Genomic DNA, 21,540 nt, shown 5'->3' with positions numbered 1-21,540 from the left:
AGCACATGAGCAACAAGAACCCGGTGGCAGATTCCTCTGCCACCGGGTTCTTCTCCTCTGCCCGCCAGTCCCGGCAAGCCACAGGGAAGGCCCGGGAGTCCGAGGGCAATCAAGGCACTGGCTCTGAGGACCTCCCTGAGACCGGGTGGCGCCGATGGACCCACGGGTGGCGACTGATAGCCGTGGCCGTGGCGCTGGCCATGGTGGTGGTCCTGGTGATCCGCGCCTGGGTGGTGGACGTGTACTACGTGGGTTCCAGTTCCATGGAACCCACAGTGGTGCCCGGGGATCGTGTGCTGGTGACCAAATGGGTGGACACGGACCAGCTGGAACGCGGCCAGTTGGTGGTTTTTGATGGCCGTGGCTCCTTTGCACCCCTTGACGACGACCCCCCAGCGGTGCAGGCACTACAGCAACTCGGTGCGTGGCTGGGCGTCCGCCCCAACCAGGACACCTTTGTCAAACGGGTGATCGGCGTCCCCGGGGACACCGTGGCCTGCTGCGACGACGACGGCCGCCTGAAGGTCAACGGCCAGCCCCTGGATGAGCCGTACCTCTTTGCCGGCGACGCCCCCAGTGACACCGAGTTCGAGGTGATGGTTCCGGCCGGTCGACTCTGGTTGCTGGGAGATCACCGTTCCGTTTCTGTGGATTCCCGTTCCCTGCTGGGTGCCCCCGGTGGCGGGCTGGTCAGGGCCGATAGAGTGATCGGCGAACCCGTGACCGTTGTGTGGCCCACGGGCCGGGCGGACCTGGAGTAAATTTTTCACAGTGATGCAGTCGTGTCCGGCCCTGATGCCACGCGACTCTCCCCGTCACCGCACAGCCACCGCGGCTGCCTTTGCCCTCCGGAAGGAAATCCATGAGCCAGAGCACCACCCCCGAGCCGGGACCCAACTCGCGCGCTGCTGCCGAGGCTGACACCGCGGGCAATGCCAAGGGCTCAAAGGCCAAGAAGGACTCCTCCGGCGGGCTGCTCAAGGAAATCCTGATCACCGTGCTGGTGGTCCTGCTCATTTCCTTCCTGGTCAAGACCTTTCTGTTCCGGATCTTCTTCATCCCGTCCGGCTCCATGGAAAACACCCTGCAGTTGGATGACAAGATCGGGGTGAACGTGGCCCATTCCTGGTACGGGGAACTGGAACGTGGGGACGTGGCGGTGTTTGAAGACACCCAAGGGTGGATGGGGCCTGCCAACTCGACCAGCAACCCCGTGCGTCAGGCCATGGAGTTCGTGGGACTGGCACCGGATCGCAGCACCAACTACTTGATCAAGCGTGTGATCGGTGTGGGTGGGGACGCCGTGACCTGCTGCGATGCTGATGGCAAGGTCACCGTCAACGGCGTGGCACTGGATGAGCCCTACCTCTTTGAGGGAGATGACCCGTCAACCATTCCCTTTGAGGTCACGGTGCCGGAGGGCAGCTACTTCATGCTGGGGGACCACCGTTCAGCCTCCGGCGATTCCCGCTATCACATTGAGCAGGGCACCGCCTTTGTCAGTGAAGAGGACATTGTGGGCAAGGCCACGGGCATCATGTGGCCTATCGACCGTTGGCAGGGCATCTCCAGCCAGGAAGACACCTTCTCCCGCGTGAATGACGGCTCCGGTGAGGACACCGGGGACGGGCAATGACACCGTGGAACGCTGATTCGCGGACCGCAGCAGGCTCTGGCGAATCACAGGGCACCGGGTCTTCGACCTCTGAGACCTGGGTTGCCGAGCGGTGGGAGGACCTGGGAGAAGCTCCTGCCACCCGCGAGGACGGCGTCCCCATGTACCGTCGTCGTTCCGGGCGGCGGGCCCGGGATGCCAATCCGCCCACCCGGCCACGGGGTCGCGTGGTCACCGTCCTGCGTGAACTGGCCGTGGTGGTGGTCTGGGCGTTGCTGATCGCTTTCGTGGCCAAACACGTTCTGGTCCGGGGATTCCTGATTCCTTCCGATGCCATGGCACCCACGTTGGTGTCCGGGGACCGGGTGTTCGTCAACGTCTTGGACACCACGTTGCGCCCTGCGGAGCGCGGGGACGTGATCGTGTTCAAGGACAGCCAGGGGTGGTTGCCGCCGGCCGATGAACCGGAGACCGTGTTGGACTGGATCCGGGATGGCATGGCGTTTCTGGGCGTGACCGTGGACGACTCGGACAACCACGTGGTCAAACGCGTGATCGGCGTGGGTGGTGACCGCGTGAGGTGCTGCGATTCCCAAGGGCGCCTGGTGATCAATGACGTCCCAGTGGATGAAACCACCGCCTACCTGCCCGCCGGTGACGTGGCCTTGGACACACCGTTTGACGTGATCGTTCCGGACAATCACTACTTTGTCCTGGGGGACCGCCGCACCGCCTCAGAGGACTCACGCTTCTACCTGCCGGAGAACCGTGCCTTCGTCAGCCAGAACGACGTCGTCGGCACTGCGTTCGTGGTCACCTGGCCGCTGGGCCGCACCGGTGCGGTGACGGACTGGAGTGAGGTTTTTGACCGTGTCCCGGACCCGCCGGCTTCCCACAGGATGAACCGGTGGCAGTGACTCCAGCACCCACGCTCGATCTGGAGCATGAGCTGATGGTGGCGGGCCGGGCAGGCCAAGGAGCCCGGCCAGTGCTGATAGGCGGCATGGATGAGGTGGGGCGTGGTGCCCTGGCCGGTCCCGCGACGGTGGGAGTGGCCGTGGTGGATGCCTCCACAGGGCCTGTGCCGGGCCGATTGAGGGACTCCAAATTGCTCAGACCGGCGGTGCGGGACGCGTTGGTGCCTGAGATCGAGGCATGGGTTGTGGAGGCACAGACCGGATCCTCCACCCCGGAGGAAATTGACGCCCTGGGGATCGTGGGAGCTCTTCGGCTGGCCGGGCGCCGCGCAGTGGCCGCCCTGGAGCCTGCGCACCTTCCGGACCTGATTCTGCTGGATGGTGTGCATGACTGGCTCACGGAACCGGCTGCAGATCTGTTTGCCCCACTCTCACCGGTTGATGCCGCACCCATCTGGACTTCCCCGGTGCGCACGGTGGTCAAAGGTGACATGCGGTGCGCCAGCATTGCGGCTGCCTCCGTGGTGGCCAAAGTGCACCGAGACCGGGTGATGGAGGACCTCCATCAACAGTTCCCTGCCTACGGTTGGCTGGGCAACAAAGGCTATGGAGCCGCGGCCCACCGTGCTGCCCTGATGGATCACGGTGTCACAGTCCACCACCGCCGGTCCTGGAAACTGGGGGTCTGAGCCGGCCTGGGCTGGATCCTTTGCGCCCGGCTGATGTGAATCTTCTGCAACCATCGGGGCTGAATCCACAGATCAGACGGACGGGTGGTGGTCAGCTGTGGTCACGCTGCACCCTGAGCAGACCAGGAGCCTAGGTGAGCTCAGGGTCAGTCATTGCGGGGTGCTGCCGAAACTTCCGCGGAATTGCGTGGGAGCACCCCGTGGAGACCAATCTGAATGCCAGGCAGTCCCTGGGGCGTGTGGGGGAAGAGATTGCCGTTGAGTATTTACAAGCACGCGGCGCTGAAATCCTGGCCCGTAACTGGCGTGCCCAGAAATCCCACCACGGTGTGACCGGGGAACTGGACGTGGTCTTGCGCCTGGGCCCCGTGGTGGTGGGCGTGGAGGTCAAAACCCGCTCAGGGGTTGGTTACGGCCACCCGCTGGAGTCCATCACGCCCGCCAAGCTGCGCCGCCTGCACTTGTTGTTGGCTGCGTGGGCATCGGAGAACGGTCACCATGCAAGGCCCCGGAGGATTGATGCCGTGGCCGTGATGATCCTCAAGCGTCCCGGGGACCCCACCGCTGTCAGTGTGGAACACCGGCCGGGATTGACCTGAGCCCAGTGCTCGCGACTCCACAGGTGAAGGTTCTGCTCAGTTGCTCTGGGGTCGCTGTCCACCGATGGCATCCAGGCCCACCGCAGGTGCAGGGATGTACCCATTCTGATCTCAGTGCACTCACCTGGAGAGCACCGGATGGAAGTCCGTGAGAGAGCAGATGAGGCAGGTGCGCGATGGCAGGGCAACGTTTTGCCAGAGCATTGTCCGTGGCGTTGATCGGGTTGCAAGGCACAGTGGTTGAGGTGGAAACGGACATCGGGTCCCAACTGCCCAGTTTCAACGTGCTGGGCCTGCCGGACCTGTCCGTGAAGGAAGCCAAGGACCGGGTGCGTTCAGCCGCCCGAAATTCCGGGACGCCACTGAGCCCACGGCAAATCACCGTGAATCTGACTCCGGCGACTCTGCCCAAAAAGGGATCCCACTTCGATCTGGCCATCGCCGCCTCTGTTCTGCAAGCCGATGGTGTCATGCCGCGCTCACCGGAGACGGTCTATCTGGCAGAACTTGCCCTGGATGGTGCACTGCGCCCGGTCCGGGGAATTCTTCCGGCCGTGTTGGCTGCGGTCACGGCTGGTCATCCGGAGGTGGTGGTGGCACAGGCCAACGCTGCGGAAGCAGCCCTGGTCCCTGGAGCAGTGGTTCGGGGCTTCGAGTGCCTGGCGGACGTTCTGGAAGCGGCCGGAGCAGACCCGACCGATCTGCAGCGGCCCCCGGCCACCAGCGCCTCAGCCGTGTTCGAGTCCGCAACCGGTGGTGGGGAGCAGCCGGCCGCACCTGATCTTGCTGACGTGGCAGGCCAGTACGACGGCCGAGCGGCCTTGGAACTGGCTGCTGCCGGCGGGCACCATCTGTTGTTGTGCGGACCGCCGGGGGCCGGCAAAACCCTCCTGGCAGAACGGCTGCCGGGCTTGTTGCCTCCACTGGACGACGGCGCAGCCACAGAAGTGACGGCCGTTCATTCGCTGGACACGCGGGTGAGTCAACGTCGTGAGCTGATTCGCAGACCGCCCTTTGAAAGCCCTCACCATTCGGCCTCCGCGGCAGCACTGCTGGGCGGCGGCAGCGGTATTCCGCGCCCAGGGGCCGTGTCCCGTGCCCATCATGGAGTGTTGTTCCTGGACGAGGCCCCAGAGTTCGATCGCGGAGTCCTGGATGCACTGCGCCAGCCGTTGGAAACGGGAACCGTGCGCATTGATCGGGCTGCTGCTTCCGCGCAGTATCCCGCCCGCTTCCAGCTGGTCATGGCTGCCAACCCGTGTCCGTGCGGTCGAGCCTCCGGCAAGGCCCAGGATTGCCGATGCACGCCACGTGAACGCCGGTCCTATTTCGGAAAGCTCTCAGGCCCGTTGCTGGATCGCGTGGATCTTCGGATCACGGTGCCTGCCGTCAGTTACGCCGAATTGACCTCCGCGTCCACGGGAGAGGACACCGCCACCGTTGCAGCCCGGGTGGCTCAGGCGCGTGCTGTGCAACGGGAACGGTTGGCGCCATACGGACTGCGCTGCAATGCGGAAGTGGGTGCGTCCCTGCTGACCGGTGAACTACGCCAACCACCTCGGGTCACGGCAGCTCTGGAACGGGACATGGAGCGTGGTGCCTTGACCGCACGCGGCATGCAACGGGTGATCCGGGTGGCATGGACCGTGGCGGACCTGGACGGCCGTAGCGCCCCCGATGCAGACGACATCGACACAGCCCTGTACTTCCGATCCATGGAGCTGGCATGAACCGCCCGGATGTGAACATGACCTCAGACCGCCATCACGACGCCGTTCGGTTGGCTCGCGTAGGACTGTCCCGTGTGCTGGAACCCCGGGACGTCACGGGCCATCTGATCCTGCAAGCGTTGGGTCCGGTGGCTGCCTGGGAGGTCATTTCCGGGCTGCGTGGCGTGACCGGCACTGAACACGGGGCACTGGAAGCCACCATCCGAGCCTACGGAAAACCCCTGCCTGGCGGGGGCGGTCTCAACGCTGCCACCATGACCCAGCGGTGGTCGGCACGTGCCCAAGACTGTGATCCCGCACGGGACTGGTCCCGCGCGATGCAGCAAGGGTTGTGGATGTGCATGCCGGAGGACCCCGACTGGCCCGCCGCCTTGCGCGACTTGCAGCAAGCCGAGCCTGTCTGTCTGTGGGGACGTGGTGACCGGACCCGTCTGCGGGATCTCTCAGATCGCAGCATCGCGGTGGTTGGATCCCGCGATTGCAGCACTTACGGTCGATCAGTGACCTTTGACGTGGCCGGCGGTGTGGCCGCTCGGGGATGGACCGTCCTGTCCGGGGGCGCTTACGGGGTGGACGAGGCCGCGCACCGTGCAGCCCTGGCAACCGGTGTCGGGCCTGTGCCCACCGTGGCGGTCATGGCCGGGGGAGTGGATCGCCTGTATCCAGTGGGCAATCAGGCCTTGTTGGAACAGGTGGTGCAGGAAGGCCTGGTGATCTCGGAAGCTGCACCGGGAACCATGCCGGCACGTTTCAGGTTCCTGGACCGCAACCGCCTGATCGCAGCGGTGGGCCGAGCAACCGTGGTCACGGAGTCCCGGTGGCGTTCCGGAGCGCAGAGCACAGCTCACCATGCCGCTGAGTTGTCCCGTCCGGTGGGGGCTGTTCCGGGCAGCGTCCAGTCCGCCACCTCAGCCGGATGTCACCGGTTGATCCGGGAAGGCTCAGCCGTTCTGGTCACCGATGTTGACGACGTCCTGGGATTGGTGGCCCCGCTGGAGGCCCATGGCGAATCTCCACACGGTGCAGACTCGAAGACCGGCCAAACCGCCATGTTCGACGGCCTCAGCGAATCCGACCGTCACGTTGCCGATGCGCTTCCTGTCACTCAGGGCGCTACGGTGGATTCGCTGGCACGCGTTGCCGGATTGCCCGTACGGGCTGTCCTGGGCGGATTGCGCCGTTTGGAGCGCGCGGGGCTGGCCGTGGATCGCGGCGGTTTGTGGGTACGTCCACGCAGGACATGAACGGAGAGCACACAGATGGAGCCGGAGCTGAGAGCCGATCTGCAGGGTCATCTGGAGGCCTTTGCGGATCACCTGGGTCTTGAACGATCCCGCAGCCAAGCCACGGTGCGTGCCTACACGGGGGATGTGGGCTCGCTGCTTGCCTACGCATCAGCCCAAGACCTGGAGCTTGACCTGATCGATCTTGACGTGATCCGTGCCTGGATGGCCGAGCGCCTGGCTGGTCCCGGCAAGGCGGTGAGCGCGGGCAGCGCAGCCGGTTCTGGCAGAACTGCACGTACTGCCAGTGCTGCCCGCAGGGCCTCTGCCGTGCGCACGTTTTTTGGCTGGTGTGTCAACACAGGCCGGCTCCCCACAGATCCCACTGTGCGGTTGTCCTCCCCGAAATCAGGCTCGCATCTGCCCTCTGTGGTCTCGGCTGCAGACCTGGGTTCCATGGCGCAGCGCCTGGCGCAGGCGGCCGAATCACCAGATCTGAGCCCCCGTGAGCAGGCCGTGGCCGCACGGGACCGGTTCATCATCGAGTTCCTGTGGGCCACGGGCATCCGAGTTTCGGAGTTCTCCAGTTTGAACGTCGCTGACCTTGACCGCGGCAGACGTACGGCTGTGGTCACGGGCAAGGGCAACAAACAAAGAACCGTGCCCTACGGCACACCGGCGCAGACAGCTCTGGAGCTGTGGTTGCAACGTCGTTCGGAACTGGCGGGGAGCCCGGCTCAGGATGCCGTGCTGCTGGGGCTGCGAGGAGGCCGCATGGGAGTGCGCCAGATCCGTGAGGTGGTCAACCGGGAACTGGCACAGCAGGATGACGTGGTTGCCCGGGGTCCCCACGCGCTGCGGCACTCGGCTGCCACCCATTTGTTGGACGGCGGTGCGGACCTCCGTAGTGTCCAGGAGCTTTTGGGCCACGAATCCGTGGCCACCACTCAGATCTACACCCACGTCTCCGTGGATCGCCTGGGGACCGCTTTCCAACAGGCGCATCCGCGTGCCTGAAAGCCGGTCGGGTTGACTATTCCCGCGCAGATCATGAAAATTGCCATGTCCCGAATCTGCAGCCTCGAATCTGCTCATATGTTTGGACTCAACAATTGAATGATCATCTGATGTGACGGCGGGCCTCGAATCCCACCCGATCATCACAGTGACACTGGGCTGATCCGTATTCACGGATCGGTTCCTTCGGAAGATTTGACGTGGCAGGTCGTTGGGGAGGACGCACCTACACGCCGGAGGAACAGGTCATGTCGTCATCCATCTCGCGCGGAGTGTTGCAAATTCACTCCGCGCCGCAGGCTCTGTGCCCTCATGTTCAGTGGGCCCTGGAGTCGCTTTCCCGCGGGCGCAGCGGACTTCACTGGGTTCCCCAGGAGGCCGCACCCGGGGCGCTTCGTGCTGAGCTCGAATGGGCGGGTCCCGTGGGCACCGGTGCCCTCATGGCTTCAGCCCTGCGGACCCTGGGCAAGATCCGCTTTGAGATCACGGAGGAACCGTCCCCCGGCACCGACGGTTCCCGGTGGTCTTTCACACCTGATCTTGGAGTTTTCCACGCCACCACGGACGCAGCCGGCAACGTCGTCGTCTCTGAGGACCGTATCCGCCACGCCTACGTCAATTCCAAGGGCGATCCGGCGCTGGTGGTCAATGAACTGTCACTGGCCCTGGGTGAGGCCTGGGACGAGGAACTTGAGCCGTTCCGTCTGGCCGCAGAAGGTGTGCCGGTGCGCTGGCTGCATCGCGTCTCCTGAGCCCACCAACAAGCCCTGAACCCACCAAAACGCTCAGTTCCTCCGCCGCGTACGCCGAAAGCGCCCCTGGAAGCATTCTCCAGGGGCGCTTTCCCGTACGCGGCGGGCGAGTCCCGGGCACCCGTCAGTAGTCGCGGAATGCCACCACCGCGTTGTGTCCACCAAAGCCGAAGGAGTTGGAGACCACCACGCCGCCGTCCTTGCGCAGCTCACGCGGTGTGGTGACCACGTCCAGGTCGATCTGGGGGTCCTTGTTCTCCAAGTTGATGGTGCACGGCGCGGTGCGCTCGGTCAGCGCCTTGATGGCCAGGATGGCTTCCACCGCTCCGGAGCCGCCCAGCATGTGGCCGGTCAGGGACTTGGTGGCGGAGACCGGAATGTTGTCCGTGGCGGAACCAAACGCGTTGCGCACGGCACCGGCTTCCGGAATGTCACCCTTGGGTGTGGAGGTGGCGTGGGCGTTGACGTGGATGACGTCCTCCGCCACGAACTCACCGGATTCCATGGCTTCCGCGATCGCGCGAGTCGCACCGGTTCCGGCGTCGTCGGGGGCGGTGATGTGGAAGGCATCTGCGGAGAGACCGGCACCGGCCAGCTCGCAGTAGATCCGGGCACCGCGCGCCCTGGCGTGTTCCTCGGACTCGAGGATCACGGCACCTGCACCTTCGGCCATGACAAAACCGTCACGGTCGATGTCGTAGGGGCGCGAGGCCCGCTCGGGCTCGTCATTGCGGCGGGACAGGGCCTGCATGGCACCAAAGGCCGCAAAGTTGATGGGGTGGTTGGCGGACTCCGCGCCACCTGCAATCACAACGTCGGCCTTGCCGAGGCGGATGAGGTCGAGTCCCTGGTAGAACGACTCCGTGCCTGAAGCGCAGGCGGACACGGCCGTGATGGCAGCGCGGCGGGCCTTGAGTTCCATGCTGACCGTGGCTGCATTGCCGTTGGGCATGAGCATGGGAACGGTCAGGGGCATGACGCGGCGCGGACCCTTCTCACGCAATGTGTCCCAGCCGCTGAGCAGCGTCCAGGCACCACCGATACCCGTGCCGAACACGGTCGCAACCCGCGTGGGGTCGACTTCTTCGGCGTCATCCGCGTTGGGAGCGGAGAAGCCGGCGTCGGCCCAAGCTTCACGTGCGGCAATCAGGGAGAGCTGGCCGGAGGGGTCCAAGCGCTTGGCCTCCACACGGCTGAGCACCTCGGAGGCCGGGGTGGAGACGGAGGCGGCGATGCGCACGGCGAGGTCGTACGTCTCTACCCAGTCCTCCTCGAGCTTGGAAACACCGGAGACGCCTTCCAGGGCGTTCTTCCAGAGTTCGGGGACGTTGCCACCAATGGGTGTGGTTGCGCCCAAACCGGTGACGACTACTTTGCGGGGCATGTATGCACTACTTCCTGGTGTCCGGGGAGGGGCTTACGCCTCGCGCGCTGTGCGGTGCGTGCCATGGGCTGCGGCGCCGCTGGAAGCGGCCTTGCCGGTCATGTACTCGGGTGAGCGTGCACGCACCGCACGGCGGCGGGTTGACAGGGAATCAGCCCTGGGCGTTGTCGATGAAGTCGACGGCGTCCTGAACGGTCTTGAGGTTCTTGACCTCTTCGTCCGGGATGGTGACCTCGAACTTCTCCTCGCAGTTGACCACGATGGTCATCATGGAGATGGAGTCGATGTCCAGGTCCTCGGTGAAGTTCTTGTCGAGCTGAACGGCCTCGGTCTCCAGGCCGGTCTCTTCGTTCACGATTTCGGCCAGGCCGGCCAGAATTTCTTCCTTGCTCGCCATCTCGGCATTCCTTTCCTCGCGGCCCGTGGTCACGGGCCTGCTGTGGTTTCGGTCGACGGGTGACGACCTGTGGTTTGTTGGATCGGGACCAGCCCGACCCGGTTCAACCGGAGTGCAGTGCGGTGCCACTTTACGACGGGCACGTGGTGCCTGGCGTGCGTGACCGGTCCCCGGGCGGGTGCGTCGGATTTGTTGCTACCGGTACTTGACGTCCCGTGAACCTTGTCCGTGCTCGCGCACAGCAGGTTCAGCAGTCATCCGCCACGAACGCCTCGGCCGCAGGACCGTCGTCGTGCAGTGGTGGGAACCCACGCAGTGCAGGTTCCCACCACCAAATCTCAGGGCAGGATCACAACCTGCGCGGCAAACACCAGGCCCGCGCCGAATCCGATTTGCAGGGCAGGCTTGCCGGAGAGCTCGGGGTGCTCCTTCAGCAACCGGTGGGCAGCCAACGGGACGGAGGCCGCTGAGGTGTTCCCGGCATCTGCGATGTCACGTGCGATCACCACGGACTCGGGCAGCTTGAGCACCTTGGCCATCTGATCGATGATGCGCATGTTGGCCTGGTGGGGGATGAAGGCGCCCAGGTCCTCCGGCTTGAGCCCCGCTGCTTCCAAGGCCTCGGTGACCTTCTTGGCAGCCTCGAAGGAGGCCCAGCGGAAGACGGTCTGGCCATCCTGGCGCAGCGTGGGCCACAGCGGAGCGTCCTCCGGCATCTCACCGGTTTCCGGGTCTGCCAGGTCCTTGCGGAAGGGACGCTTTTCACCGGCTTCGGCGTCGCGAATGTCCGTGAGGGGGTGGGTCATGCGGATGGCATCGTGCTTGGAACCATCCGACCCCCACACGGTGGGGCCGATTCCCGGGGTCTCGGAAGGGCCGACGACGGCGGCGCCGGCACCGTCTCCGAGCAGGAAGCTGATGGAGCGCTCCCCGTTGTTGATGACATCCGAGAGCTTCTCCACACCGACCACCAAGACGTACTTGCTCATCCCGGAACGCACCAAGGCGTCAGCCTGACCGATGCCGTAGCAATAACCGGCACATGCAGCGGAGATGTCGTAGGCGGCTGCGGGGGAGGCCCCCAGCTTGTCGGCCAGGACTGCGGCCATGGACGGGGTCAGATACGGGTAGGAGATGGTGGAGACCAGAACGGTGCCCAGTTCATCCGGCTTTATCCCGGCAGCCTCAATGGCTTCCTGGGCAGCGCCCACGGCCATGTCCAGCGCAGAGGTGTTCTCATCCGCGCGGTGTCGGGTCACGATCCCGGTGCGCTGGCGGATCCACTCGTCGGAGGAATCGATCCACTGGCAGACGTCGTCATTGGTCACGATCGTGTCAGGGCGGTAGGCGCCCATCCCCAAGATGCGCGAGTGGGCATTCGGTGTGTACTGCTTGAGAGTCACCACGTGGTGAGTGCTCCTTAGTGCGAAGGGACGTGCGGCAAGACCTTGTGTACGTATTGGACCGGAGCGGGCCCCGGCCCCCGTGCCTCAGTTGAGAATGTTACGGGCATCATCCAGGTCTGAAGGCGAGTTCACGGCAAGTGCAGGAACACCCTTCATGCCACGCTTGGCCAGACCCACCAAAGTCCCGGCCGGAGGCATTTCAATCATCTGCTGCACTCCCATCTCCGTCAGCTGCGCCATGCACAGATCCCAGCGCACCGGGCGGCAGACCTGCTCCACCAGGGAGTTCAGGTTGGCTTCACCGTCAGCCACCGGGGCGCCGTCGTAATTGGAGAGCAGCGGTGCCGTGGGCTGCTGCGGATGCAACTGGCCCACCAGCTCGCGCAAGGGTTCCAGGGCCGGTGCCATGTGCTCCGTGTGGAAGGCACCTGCCACCTTCAGAGGGATCACGCGCGCCCGGGCCGGTGGCTCTGCTGCGAAGGTCTCCAGCTGCTCCACGGTGCCGGCAGCCACGATCTGGCCACCACCGTTGGAGTTGGCCGGGGTCAAGCCTGCGGCCGCAATGGCGGCGCGCACCTCATCCTCCTTGGGGGAGAGTACGGCCGACATACCGGTGGGGACCGTGGCAGCGGCCTGCGCCATGGCCGTGGCTCGAGTCCGGACAAAGGTCATGGCATCGGCTTCACTCAAGGCTCCGGACAGTGCTGCCGCGGTGATCTCCCCCACGGAGTGTCCGGCGAACACCAGGTCGGTACGTCCGGCGAGCTGCTCACGGAGGAGCTTGCCGGCCACCAGCCCGGTGGCCACGATCAACGGCTGAGCCACAGCAGTGTCCCGGATGGTGTCCTCATCGGCCTCTGTGCCGTAGTGGCCCAGGTCCAGACCCGCCGCCTCGGAGAGTTCGGCCAAGTGGTCAGCGACGCCGTCCAGGGCGAGCCAGTCGTTGAGCAGTCCGGGTTTCTGGGCACCCTGTCCGGGGCAAACGATTCCAATCACCCGACTATTGCACCAACTGACGCGACCTGGGGGCGGGAAGGTGACGGACCAAGCCCGCGCGGCAGGTTTGTGGGGTCCCTACAAATTGTGCCGGGACCGGGAAGCAATCAGCAATGAACGTCACACCACGTTGCGATGGGTGTCACAACCGGCAGCGCGTGACCTAGTCGGCATCAGCCAGGCGCCCTGCCACGATGGCGCAGTGCAGGACAAACGCGTCACGGGGGACCAGCGGGTCCCAACCCGTGAGATCAGCGATCCTGCGTAACCGGTAACGCACGGTGTTGGCGTGGACGTAGAGCTCGCGGGCCGTGGCCTCCAGACTGTGGCCCACGGAAACGTAGGTTGACAGGGTTTCCGTCAGGCCGGTGGAGGAGCCCTCCAACTTCCGGTAGATCTGCTCCACCAGAGCGCTTCGGGCCGTGGCATCGCCTGCCATCAGGCGCTCCGGCCACAATTCCTCCGAATCCACCGGGCGTGGAGCCTCAGGCCAAGCTGCCGCCACGGTCAGTGCCGCATGGGCCGGTTCTGCCGAATCGGCCGCTGCAAACAGGTTCTCCGCCTCCGGTCCGTGCACCACGGGGCCGGGGCCGAAGAGCCCCACAATTCGGTCCTGGGAACGGTCCAAGGTGGAAAGTCCCGCCACGATCAGCACCAAGCGATTGCCCTGGATGGAGACCAGTGCATCCGTGGCGTGCCGGGCCAGAGTCCTCCGGATCCGGGCCACACCTGCGGGGCTGGTCTGCTCCGGTGCATGACCCACCATCACGGTCACGGGTCCACTGCTCTTCCACCCCAGGGCTGCCACGCGCGAGCGCAACGAATCCGTGTGCTCCCCGCGCAGCACCCCGTCCACCACCAAGGCTTCCAACCGGGCGTCCCAAGAGCCGCGGTTCTCGGCCGCGCGAGCATAAACATCAGCGGCGGCAAAAGCGATGTCCCGTGAGTAGCGCAGCACACCTTCCCGCAGGACGGGTTCGTCGTGGCTGGTGGCCAGCTCAGGGACCTTGTCCTCCACCACCTCAACCACCACGCGCATGACCTGCAGGGCCTGTTGCAGGGAGATCGCGCGAGCCAGATCGGTGGGGGCATCCCTGAACAGTCGGTTCAACAGGAGGCCGTCGTCGTCCTGTTGCTCATACCAGGTCACGAAAGCAGCGATGCCGCGTTGGGCCACCAACCCCAGTTCCGAGCGGTCCTTGGGACGCAGGTCCCGGAACCAGTCCAGCTCGGACTCCAAGCGTTGAACGGCAACACCGGACATCGCACCCACATTGCCGCGGATGTTCTCCAGCGTCTTCTTGGACGGCAATGGAGCACCAGTGCGTGCTGTGCGTTGCGGTGCGGTGCGCGCGGTTCGACCCCCCAACATCCACCGCGAGCCCGTTCCCAAGAGACCCGATCCGCTGCGCTCCTTGCCCCCCGTGCCGGCGGTCTCGGACTCCGGTGATGTCTCCTTTGGCATGGCCAAAAGAATACGGCACCGCAGCGGATGAACCACTGCGGTGCCGTATGTCCGCAACCCACGTACTGCCCGTCAGGGCACGGACGTCGTCCGGGGTGTCGGGAGAATCAGGCGTCGCCTCCGGCGTTGCCCGAGGTGCCGGCCTGCGGGTTGAGCAGGTCGTACTTCTCGATGGCCTGCTGCGGTGCGGACCAGTCGACCTCGCCTCGCTTGGCCAGCATCTCCAGGGTGCGGACCACCATGGAGGCGGAGTCGATGTGGAACCAGCGGCGGGCACCGGCCCGGGTGTCCGCAAAACCGAAGTCATCTGCACCCAAGGTGGCAAAGTCGTTCGGCACGTACTGACGGATCAGATCCGGCAGCTCGGAGACGTAGTCGGTGGAAGCCACGATCGGCCCGGTGGCACCAGCCAGAGCCTGGGTCACGTACGGGGTACGGGCGCCCTCGCTCGGGTTCAGGAAGGCTTCCTTCTCCGCGGCCAGGGCGTCCCGGCGCAACTCGGTCCAGGAGGTCACGGACCACACGTCTGCGGAAACTCCCCAGTCCTCGGCCAGCATCTGCTGGGCCTCAAGAGCCCACGGAACCGCCACACCGGAGGCCAACAGCTGAGCGCGCGGACCGTCCTTCTCGGACTCCTTGAGCAGGTAGATGCCCTTGAGGATGCCCTCCACGTCCACGTTCTCCGGCTCGGCCGGCTGCTGGATGGGCTCGTTGTAGACCGTCAGGTAGTACATGACGTCGTGGTCCTCGTCCTTGGTGCCGTACATCTGCTCGATGCCGCGGCGGACGATGTGACCGATCTCGTAACCGTAGGCGGGATCGTAGGTGATCACAGCCGGGTTGGTGTTGGCGAGCAGCGGGGAGTGACCATCGGCGTGCTGCGTGCCCTCACCGGTCAGGGTGGTACGCCCGGCCGTGGCGCCGATGATGAAGCCACGGGCCCGCTGGTCAGCGGCAGCCCAGAAGTTGTCACCGGTGCGCTGGAACCCGAACATCGAATAGAAGATGTAGAACGGGATCATGGCCTCGCCATGCGTGGCGTAAGACGTGCCAGCGGCAATGAACTGGCCGGTGGCGCCGTCCTCGTTGATGCCCGGGTGCAAGATCACGCCCTGCTCGGACTCCTTGTAGGAGAGCATGAGCTCACGGTCCACAGACAGGTAGTTGTGACCGTTGGGGTTGTAGATCTTTGCGGTGGGGAAGAACGAGTCCATGCCGAAGGTGCGGGACTCATCCGGGACGATCGGCACGATGCGGTGACCGAACTCCTTCTCCCGCATCAGGTCCTTCAGCACACGCACCAGGGCCATGGTGGAAGCAGCCATCTGCTTGCCGGAGCCCTTCTTGGCGGAGGCGAAGGCCTTGTCCGAGGGGAGGGTGATCTCCTTCTGCTCGTGACGGCGCTCAGGCAGGAAACCGCCCAGGGCCTCGCGGCGCTCCAACAGGTACTTGATCTCCGGGGCGTCAGGACCCGGGTGGTAGTACGGCGCGTTGTACTGGTCCTCCAGCTGCTCGTCCTCAATGGGGATGCGCAGGGCGTCTCGGAAGGCCTTGAGGTTCTCCACCGTGAGCTTCTTCATCTGGTGGGTGGCGTTACGGGCCTCAAAGTGGGGGCCCAGGCCGTAGCCCTTCACGCCCTGGGCCAGGATGACCGTGGGCTGACCCTTGAACTCCATGGCAGCCTTGTATGCGGCGTGGATCTTGAAGTAGTCGTGGGCGCCGCGCTTGAGCTTCCAGATCTCGTCGTCGGTCATGTCCGCCACGAGTTCCTTGGTCTCCGGGGTGCGGCCGAAGAAGTGGTCGCGGATGAACCCGCCGGACTCGCCCTTGTAGGTCTGGTAGTCACCGTCCAAGGTCTCGTTCATGATCTTGACCAGGTTGCCGCTGGTGTCCTTCTCCAGCAGCTCATCCCACTCACGGCCCCAGACCACCTTGATGACGTTCCAGCCGGCACCGCGGAAGAAGGCCTCGAGTTCCTGGATGATCTTGCCGTTGCCGCGCACCGGCCCGTCCAATCGCTGCAAGTTGCAGTTGACCACAAACGTCAGGTTGTCCAGCTTGTCGTTGGCGGCAGCCTGGAGCAGGCCACGCGACTCGGGCTCGTCCATCTCGCCGTCGCCCAGGAAAGCCCAGACGTGCTGGTCCGAGGTGTCCTTGATGCCGCGGTTCTCCAGGTACCGGTTGAACTGTGCCTGGTAGATGGCGTTCATGGGGCCCAAGCCCATGGACACGGTGGGGAACTGCCAGAAGTCAGGCATCATGCGCGGGTGCGGGTAGGAGGACAGGGCATGGCCCTCCTTGGTGCGCTCCTGGCGGAATCCGTCCAGGTCTTCCTCGGTCAACCGGCCTTCCAGGAAGGCGCGTGCGTAGTTGCCGGGGGAGGAGTGGCCCTGGAAGAAGACCTGGTCGCCACCGCCGGGGTGATCCGCACCGCGGAAGAAGTGGTTCTGACCGACCTCGTACAACGTGGCCACACCGGCGAACGACGAGATGTGGCCGCCCACGCCGATCTCCGGCTTCTGGGCCCGCTGCACCATCATGGCGGCGTTCCAGCGCATCAACGCACGGTAGCGGCGCTCCACCTCTTCATCACCGGGGTACTCGGGTTCCTGGTCCACCGGAATGGTGTTGATGTAGTCAGTGGTGGTGACCATGGGAACGCCCACTGACTGCGCGCCGGCGTCCTGCAGAAGGGCGCGCATGATGTACTGCGCACGCTCTGTGCCCTGGGTTTCCACCAGGGCGCGGAAGGATTCGATCCACTCCTGGGTCTCCTCCGTGTTGGAGTCCTTGAGGTCATTGGTCAGACCGCTCAGGATGTGGTTGTTGCTTTCAGAAGCCACGTTCAACCTCTCTTCGTCGAGTTCCGCGGCAGTTGCGCGTTGAAGCGTTGGTAAACACTGGCACCCATCATCCAACATCCGGGCAGGCACACGCACACTGTGTAACGAGGTTTTCACCATATGAACCCGGTCACTGCTGGTGCTGGATTTTCTCCAGACTCTTGTCCAGACTGCTGCGCGGGGTTGCCTGATTGCTTGCAGGCCGGTTGCACCTGGCTGCGATCCGGTGTTGTCTGGTCACCAGGCGGCATGCGAACGGAAGTTCGCAGCACACCTCCCAGGTGGCGGCGATGCCGCAGGCGCCGTCGATCATGGCCAACCGCACCGGTGCGGAAACTGCCGGTTGAGTTGCGCAGATGCCACCACAGACACAGGACGGGGCGTAGGCCCCACGGTTAGGAGTACTGAAGTGAGCGAGGCCAAGGCCACCGCTGACGGATCATTCAGCGAGCTCGGGCTCACGGAGGATTCGATCGTCCAGGAATTCGGCTACGACGACGACGTCGACTTCGCCCTGCGGGAACGAATCGAGGACCTCACCGGGGAAGAAATCCTGGACGAGGACGACCAAGAGGTGGTGGATGCCGTGCTGCTGTGGTGGCGTGACGGCGACGGCGACCTGGTGGACGCCCTGGTGGACACCCAGTCCCAGCTCGATGACGGCGGTGTGGTCTGGTTGCTGACCCCCAAGTCCGGCAGGGACAGCTACGTCAATCCTGGCGAGGTCGAGGCTGCTGCCTCCACGGCAGGTCTGCACCGAACCACCACCGCCGGTGTCAGCGAGGACTGGTCGGCCGTGCGCCTGGCCCCTAAACGAAACTTTTGATCGGTCGCCTGTGGCGCATCTGCGGATCACGCCGTGACGGCGGTCCCGGCAGGCGCTGACCAGCGCTTCACCCAACGGATGTGAGGACACACAATGCTTGACATCGGCCAGTTCGCCCCCGATTTCACTTTGCTCAACCAGTACGGGGAGGAAGTCCAGCTCTCTGAACACCGCGGACGCCCCGTGGTCCTGGTCTTCTACCCCTTTGCCTTCTCCTCCGTGTGCACGGGCGAGATGTGCCAGTTGCAGGACATGCTGGAGGAAGTTCAGGAGGTTGATGCCTTGTTGCTGGCGATCTCCACGGACACCATCCACGTGCTCAAGGCCTTCGCCGACCAAGAATCTTTGGAGTTCGACCTCCTCTCCGATTTCTGGCCCCACGGCCAGGTGGCAGACAGCTACGGGGTGCTCGACCCGGAGAAGGGTGTGCCCAGCCGTACCACCTTCCTGATCGATGCCGACGGACTGATCCTGGACCGCTTCACCTCTGCCGAGTTGGGCACTCCGCGCGTGACGGAGTCCTACCGACTTGCCCTGGCGAAACTGGCTGACCAGCCGGCTTGAGAGTCATTGCTGGAATCGGAGCCGAAGCGTTGACCGCCACGGTTCACACCGTCTCCAGCCGGGTGTCTCCATGACTCCCATACGTGTTCTGGGCGCCGGCTACGGGCCCCGCGGGCAGGAGGACGTCTTCCCTGACCCGCATGCGTTGACGCTTGAGGCAGGACTTTCTGCTTCAGTTGAACTGCTGTGCCGTGGGCCCGTGGCGGTGGTGACCGGCGCAGGCATTTCCACCGACTCGGGGATCCCTGACTACCGTGGCCCTGACTCGGCCCCGCGCGCTCCCATGACCTATCAGGAGTTCATGGCCCAGGCGGCCAACAGATCCCGGTACTGGGCGCGCAACCAGGTTGGCTGGCATCACCTGGCGCTGGCTGAGCCCAATGCGTCGCACCATGTCCTGGCCCAGTTGGAGGCTGTCGGCCGGATTCGCGGGATCATCACGCAGAACATTGATCGACTGCATCAACGTGCGGGGGCCTTCGGCGTCGTCGATCTGCACGGGCGCTATGACCAAGTCTTGTGCGTGGAGTGCCGAACCGTGCTGCAGCGCGCCCGGTGGGGGCAGATGCTGGAGGCTGCCAACCCGGAGTTCGAGCAGCACTCCCGGGATCCGAAGGACATCGAATTCGCCCCGGACGCCGATGCCGAGATTGTCTACGACGGTCGCTACAGCGTGCCCGACTGCCCTGTGTGTGGCGGTGTGGTCAAGCCGAATGTGGTGTTCTTCGGTGAATCCGCGGCCACCCACGACGTCGCCCATGCGGCAGCGATCGTGGACTCGGCTCAGGCCGTGTTGGTGCTGGGATCTTCTCTGACCGTGCACTCGGGACGCCGGTTTGTGCGCCGGGCGGTACGGGCCGGCAAGCCGGTGGTGATCGTGAACCACGGCAAGACACGCTCGGACCAGGACGCCACGGTGAAGATTGATGCGCCCGTGGCTGAGTTCCTGAACGCTGCGCAGCAGTTGTGGGGTTCGGATTGACCTGCTGTGCCCAATTGCAGTGCAGATGAACAGCGGGTGACATGCACCTTTCAGCCGTGTGATGAATCTCATACACATATCGACACATTCCCCACACTCGAGGGCAACTTTGGTACGGGTCTGAGAGGTACTGTATGCGTCAGCACTGGGTGCTGGCGTCTGTAGAAGTCGTCCACCCGGTGCACTCAACTTTCTGCACCCAGGGCCTTTAGCTCAGCTGGTAGAGCACTGCGTTTACACCGCAGGTGTCATCGGTTCGATCCCGGTAGGGCCCACCACCGTTCTCCACACCGCCGAGTGGGCTGTTTGATCGTTGCCGAGTATTCCAGGGGCGATCAAACAGCCCACTCGGCGTTTCTATGAGGTGCCATGTGCGGCGTCTCAGTCGATCAGGCCCAGTCCAACTTGCGGCTCCGGCAGTCGCCGCCCCAACCGGTAGGCCACACGGCTGGAGCCCACGGTCCAGGCAACCGCCATGCGTAATTTGGTGGCGTCGGTGTGGCGCCGTGCCTTTGGCTGCATCAGTTGTCGGCAGTGTGCGGCCACCGATTTCAGTAGGTCTGTGGGCCAGTGGCGGAAGTGCGACCGCGGCCAGAGCCCGTACCGTTGAGCCAACTGCGCGTGAGCCCGGGCCGCGCTGACCGCATTGTGATGAACTGCTGCCGGTGTGGGCCGATTCCTGTAACCAATCCTGGTGGCTTTGCACGTCACCGCTGGATAGCCCACTGCTTGGGCACGGATTCCCAAGTCGTTGTCCTCGCCCCCGGTGGGGGCGGCGGCGTCGAACCCGCCCAGAGCCACCATCACGGTGCGGCGCGCCCCGAAGTTGCCACCCATGAGCACGGGGAAGGCTGTATCTCCTTGCTCCTCAACCGGTTGCTGCCAGGTTGAAGAATCGCCAAAAGACCTGCGGATGGTCTCCAAGGGTTGGCTGAACACCGGATCCGGTAGCGGAATGCACGAGCCGCTCCAGAGATCGGCCACTTCAAAGGTCCGCAGCGCATGGGCCAGCCACCACCGCGACACCACGTCGTCGGCATCGCAGAACATGAGGAGATCGGCTGCGGCCTCCCGGATTCCAACATTGCGGGCGTAACCCGCCCCTTGGTGATCCGGTGCGGACAGGAGCCGCACTGTCATGCCTGCGGGTACTTGGAATGCGCGGACCACGGATTCCACGTTGTCCGTGGAACCGTTGTCCACCACCAAGACTTCGAACTCCGGGGCATCAACTTGCTCGGCCAGAGCCTTCAGTTGAAGCGGCAAGGTAGGCGCGGCGTTGAAGCACGGGATGATCACACTGACCGATGTCATGACATGAATCTACCGCCCGGTGATCGGTGAACAGAGTTCAGTCGATCAGGCCCAGGTGGCGGAAAGCGTTGGCCAGGCCGTCCTCCTCGACGTCGTCGGTGATGTGGTCGGCCACTGCCTTGATGTCATCGCTGCCGTTGCCCATGGCCACACCCACACCGCAGACCTGTAGCATGGGGATGTCCACCGCGGCATCACCCACACCGATGCTTTCGGCCGGATCCGCACCCACATGCTCCAGGAGCCGCTCAATGGCGAACGCTTTGGAGATGTTGGCCACCCCCAGGTCTCCGAAAAGTGCTGAACTGCCGCGGCCACCCCAGGTCCCGGTCTTCAGATCGGGAAATGCCTGAGTGGCATCCGTGTGGTCCTGGAAGGTGTTGAGGACAAAGCTGATCTTGTTCACATCAGAGCGCACCAGATCGGCGCCAAGAATCATGTCTGGGAAGACGTCACGCACCGTGAGGTCATCCGCATGGGTGTTGCCCTTGGTGCGGGCGTACTGGCGGACCGTGGGCTGGGCCACCTCCTGGAAGCCAGGGCTTCCGAACAATCCCGCATTGCATTCCAGGAAAAACTCCAAGTCGCGGTTCCGCAGCCAAGACACCACAGCACGGCATTGCTGCTCTGTCATGGTCTGCTCCAGAACCACTGTGTCCTGAAATTCGACGTAACTGCCGTTGCCGCCGATCAGCCCGTCCAGGCCGATCTCCCACAGCTCGGGGTACACCTCTGCCTTGCTGCGTCCTGTGCTCATCAGGAACAGGTGGCCGTTGCGGCGGGCCGCCCGGATGGCGTCCCGGGCGGAATCAGGGATGTTG

General features: G+C 64.5%; 21 protein-coding genes and 1 tRNA gene. 13 read left to right on the top strand and 9 right to left on the bottom strand.

Annotated features, from left to right (window positions below; all coding sequences use genetic code 11):
- Positions 1-5 precede the first annotated feature (5 nt).
- The 9 genes from lepB (L979_RS07575) (at position 6) to L979_RS07535 (ending at position 8,542) form a co-directional block, all read left to right on the top strand.
- The gene (gene lepB / locus L979_RS07575; protein ID WP_081994001.1) at positions 6-761 is read left to right on the top strand and encodes a signal peptidase I; all 756 of its coding nucleotides are present in this window, start codon (positions 6-8) and stop codon (positions 759-761) included.
- A 101-nt stretch (positions 762-862) separates the two neighbouring features.
- Positions 863-1,636 carry a signal peptidase I gene (gene lepB / locus L979_RS07570; RefSeq protein ID WP_052209653.1) on the top strand — a complete coding sequence of 258 codons (774 nt, stop codon included), beginning with the start codon at positions 863-865 and terminating at the stop codon, positions 1,634-1,636.
- Positions 1,633-2,532, top strand: coding sequence for a signal peptidase I (gene lepB, locus L979_RS07565; RefSeq protein WP_052209652.1), 900 nt, complete (start codon positions 1,633-1,635; stop codon positions 2,530-2,532). The genes lepB (L979_RS07570) and lepB (L979_RS07565) overlap by 4 nt, the downstream gene beginning before the upstream one ends.
- Positions 2,523-3,221 (top strand): ribonuclease HII, encoded by a 699-nt coding sequence (locus L979_RS07560; RefSeq protein WP_052209651.1) that lies wholly within the window; start codon positions 2,523-2,525, stop codon positions 3,219-3,221. The genes lepB (L979_RS07565) and L979_RS07560 overlap by 10 nt, the downstream gene beginning before the upstream one ends.
- 134 nt (positions 3,222-3,355) lie before the next feature.
- Complete coding sequence (locus tag L979_RS07555; protein WP_231559448.1) at positions 3,356-3,820, top strand: YraN family protein; 465 nt, start codon at positions 3,356-3,358, stop codon at positions 3,818-3,820.
- 176 nt (positions 3,821-3,996) lie between these two features.
- Entirely contained in the window at positions 3,997-5,550 is a 1,554-nt protein-coding gene (locus L979_RS07550) for a YifB family Mg chelatase-like AAA ATPase (protein WP_047691121.1), read from the top strand.
- Positions 5,547-6,794, top strand: coding sequence for a DNA-processing protein DprA (gene dprA, locus L979_RS07545; RefSeq protein WP_231559447.1), 1,248 nt, complete (start codon positions 5,547-5,549; stop codon positions 6,792-6,794). The genes L979_RS07550 and dprA overlap by 4 nt, the downstream gene beginning before the upstream one ends.
- Before the next feature lie 15 nt (positions 6,795-6,809).
- Positions 6,810-7,790, top strand: a complete 981-nt coding sequence (locus L979_RS07540; protein WP_047691118.1) for a tyrosine-type recombinase/integrase — start codon at positions 6,810-6,812, stop codon at positions 7,788-7,790.
- A gap of 248 nt (positions 7,791-8,038) precedes the next feature.
- Entirely contained in the window at positions 8,039-8,542 is a 504-nt protein-coding gene (locus tag L979_RS07535; RefSeq protein WP_047691116.1) for a DUF3145 domain-containing protein, read from the top strand.
- A gap of 124 nt (positions 8,543-8,666) precedes the next feature.
- Here L979_RS07535 and L979_RS07530 read toward each other — a convergent pair whose 3' ends face one another.
- The 7 genes from L979_RS07530 to L979_RS15860 all read right to left on the bottom strand — a co-directional run bounded on the left by L979_RS07530 (position 8,667) and on the right by L979_RS15860 (position 17,346).
- The gene (locus tag L979_RS07530) at positions 8,667-9,926 is read right to left on the bottom strand and encodes a beta-ketoacyl synthase (RefSeq protein ID WP_047691113.1); all 1,260 of its coding nucleotides are present in this window, start codon (positions 9,924-9,926) and stop codon (positions 8,667-8,669) included.
- A 151-nt stretch (positions 9,927-10,077) separates the two neighbouring features.
- The gene (locus L979_RS07525; RefSeq protein ID WP_006215098.1) at positions 10,078-10,323 is read right to left on the bottom strand and encodes an acyl carrier protein; all 246 of its coding nucleotides are present in this window, start codon (positions 10,321-10,323) and stop codon (positions 10,078-10,080) included.
- A 338-nt stretch (positions 10,324-10,661) separates the two neighbouring features.
- Positions 10,662-11,729, bottom strand: a complete 1,068-nt coding sequence (locus L979_RS07520) for a beta-ketoacyl-ACP synthase III (RefSeq protein ID WP_047691107.1) — start codon at positions 11,727-11,729, stop codon at positions 10,662-10,664.
- 84 nt (positions 11,730-11,813) lie between these two features.
- On the bottom strand, positions 11,814-12,725 hold the full coding sequence (locus tag L979_RS07515; RefSeq protein ID WP_047691105.1) for an ACP S-malonyltransferase: 912 nt from the start codon (positions 12,723-12,725) through the stop codon (positions 11,814-11,816).
- A 163-nt stretch (positions 12,726-12,888) separates the two neighbouring features.
- A complete protein-coding gene (locus L979_RS07510; protein WP_081993999.1) occupies positions 12,889-14,190 on the bottom strand; it encodes a CdaR family transcriptional regulator in 1,302 nt (433 codons plus the stop codon).
- 107 nt (positions 14,191-14,297) lie between these two features.
- Positions 14,298-17,033: a pyruvate dehydrogenase (acetyl-transferring), homodimeric type gene (gene aceE / locus L979_RS07505; protein WP_047691103.1), complete on the bottom strand. Its 2,736-nt coding sequence runs from the start codon at positions 17,031-17,033 to the stop codon at positions 14,298-14,300.
- Between the two features lie 130 nt (positions 17,034-17,163).
- Positions 17,164-17,346, bottom strand: a complete 183-nt coding sequence (locus L979_RS15860; protein ID WP_156125480.1) for a hypothetical protein — start codon at positions 17,344-17,346, stop codon at positions 17,164-17,166.
- A 96-nt stretch (positions 17,347-17,442) separates the two neighbouring features.
- Here L979_RS15860 and L979_RS07500 point away from each other — a divergent pair, with 96 nt between their 5' ends.
- The 4 genes from L979_RS07500 (at position 17,443) to L979_RS07485 (ending at position 19,683) form a co-directional block, all read left to right on the top strand.
- On the top strand, positions 17,443-17,859 hold the full coding sequence (locus L979_RS07500) for a DUF3052 domain-containing protein (protein WP_047691101.1): 417 nt from the start codon (positions 17,443-17,445) through the stop codon (positions 17,857-17,859).
- 93 nt (positions 17,860-17,952) lie between these two features.
- Positions 17,953-18,423 (top strand): peroxiredoxin, encoded by a 471-nt coding sequence (locus tag L979_RS07495; protein WP_047691100.1) that lies wholly within the window; start codon positions 17,953-17,955, stop codon positions 18,421-18,423.
- 70 nt (positions 18,424-18,493) lie between these two features.
- Entirely contained in the window at positions 18,494-19,405 is a 912-nt protein-coding gene (locus L979_RS07490) for a Sir2 family NAD-dependent protein deacetylase (RefSeq protein WP_081993998.1), read from the top strand.
- A gap of 202 nt (positions 19,406-19,607) precedes the next feature.
- Positions 19,608-19,683, top strand: a tRNA-Val gene (locus L979_RS07485).
- Between the two features lie 103 nt (positions 19,684-19,786).
- Here the strand turns inward: L979_RS07485 and L979_RS14585 are convergent.
- Both L979_RS14585 and L979_RS07475 read right to left on the bottom strand, forming a co-directional pair.
- Complete coding sequence (locus tag L979_RS14585) at positions 19,787-20,719, bottom strand: glycosyltransferase family 2 protein (protein WP_081993996.1); 933 nt, start codon at positions 20,717-20,719, stop codon at positions 19,787-19,789.
- Between the two features lie 37 nt (positions 20,720-20,756).
- Positions 20,757-21,540 (bottom strand): Cof-type HAD-IIB family hydrolase (locus L979_RS07475; protein ID WP_047691098.1); only part of this gene is annotated, 784 nt, incomplete at its 5' end.

This window comes from Kocuria sp. ZOR0020, assembly GCF_000800955.1.
GTDB classification, from domain to species: domain Bacteria; phylum Actinomycetota; class Actinomycetes; order Actinomycetales; family Micrococcaceae; genus Kocuria; species Kocuria subflava.
This window is presented reverse-complemented; position numbering and strand designations above follow the sequence as displayed.

Bases quoted from the DNA above. Each gene is read 5' to 3' on its own strand.
- lepB (WP_081994001.1), top strand. From the start codon at position 6: ATGAGCAACAAGAACCCGGTGGCAGATTCCTCTGCCACCGGGTTCTTC.
- lepB (WP_052209653.1), top strand. From the start codon at position 863: ATGAGCCAGAGCACCACCCCCGAGCCGGGACCCAACTCGCGCGCTGCT.
- lepB (WP_052209652.1), top strand. From the start codon at position 1,633: ATGACACCGTGGAACGCTGATTCGCGGACCGCAGCAGGCTCTGGCGAA.
- L979_RS07550 (WP_047691121.1), top strand. From the start codon at position 3,997: ATGGCAGGGCAACGTTTTGCCAGAGCATTGTCCGTGGCGTTGATCGGG.
- dprA (WP_231559447.1), top strand. From the start codon at position 5,547: ATGAACCGCCCGGATGTGAACATGACCTCAGACCGCCATCACGACGCC.
- L979_RS07540 (WP_047691118.1), top strand. From the start codon at position 6,810: ATGGAGCCGGAGCTGAGAGCCGATCTGCAGGGTCATCTGGAGGCCTTT.
- L979_RS07535 (WP_047691116.1), top strand. From the start codon at position 8,039: ATGTCGTCATCCATCTCGCGCGGAGTGTTGCAAATTCACTCCGCGCCG.
- L979_RS07530 (WP_047691113.1), bottom strand. From the start codon at position 9,926: ATGCCCCGCAAAGTAGTCGTCACCGGTTTGGGCGCAACCACACCCATT.
- L979_RS07525 (WP_006215098.1), bottom strand. From the start codon at position 10,323: ATGGCGAGCAAGGAAGAAATTCTGGCCGGCCTGGCCGAAATCGTGAAC.
- L979_RS07510 (WP_081993999.1), bottom strand. From the start codon at position 14,190: ATGCCAAAGGAGACATCACCGGAGTCCGAGACCGCCGGCACGGGGGGC.
- L979_RS15860 (WP_156125480.1), bottom strand. From the start codon at position 17,346: ATGATCGACGGCGCCTGCGGCATCGCCGCCACCTGGGAGGTGTGCTGC.
- L979_RS07495 (WP_047691100.1), top strand. From the start codon at position 17,953: ATGCTTGACATCGGCCAGTTCGCCCCCGATTTCACTTTGCTCAACCAG.
- L979_RS07490 (WP_081993998.1), top strand. From the start codon at position 18,494: ATGACTCCCATACGTGTTCTGGGCGCCGGCTACGGGCCCCGCGGGCAG.
- L979_RS14585 (WP_081993996.1), bottom strand. From the start codon at position 20,719: ATGACATCGGTCAGTGTGATCATCCCGTGCTTCAACGCCGCGCCTACC.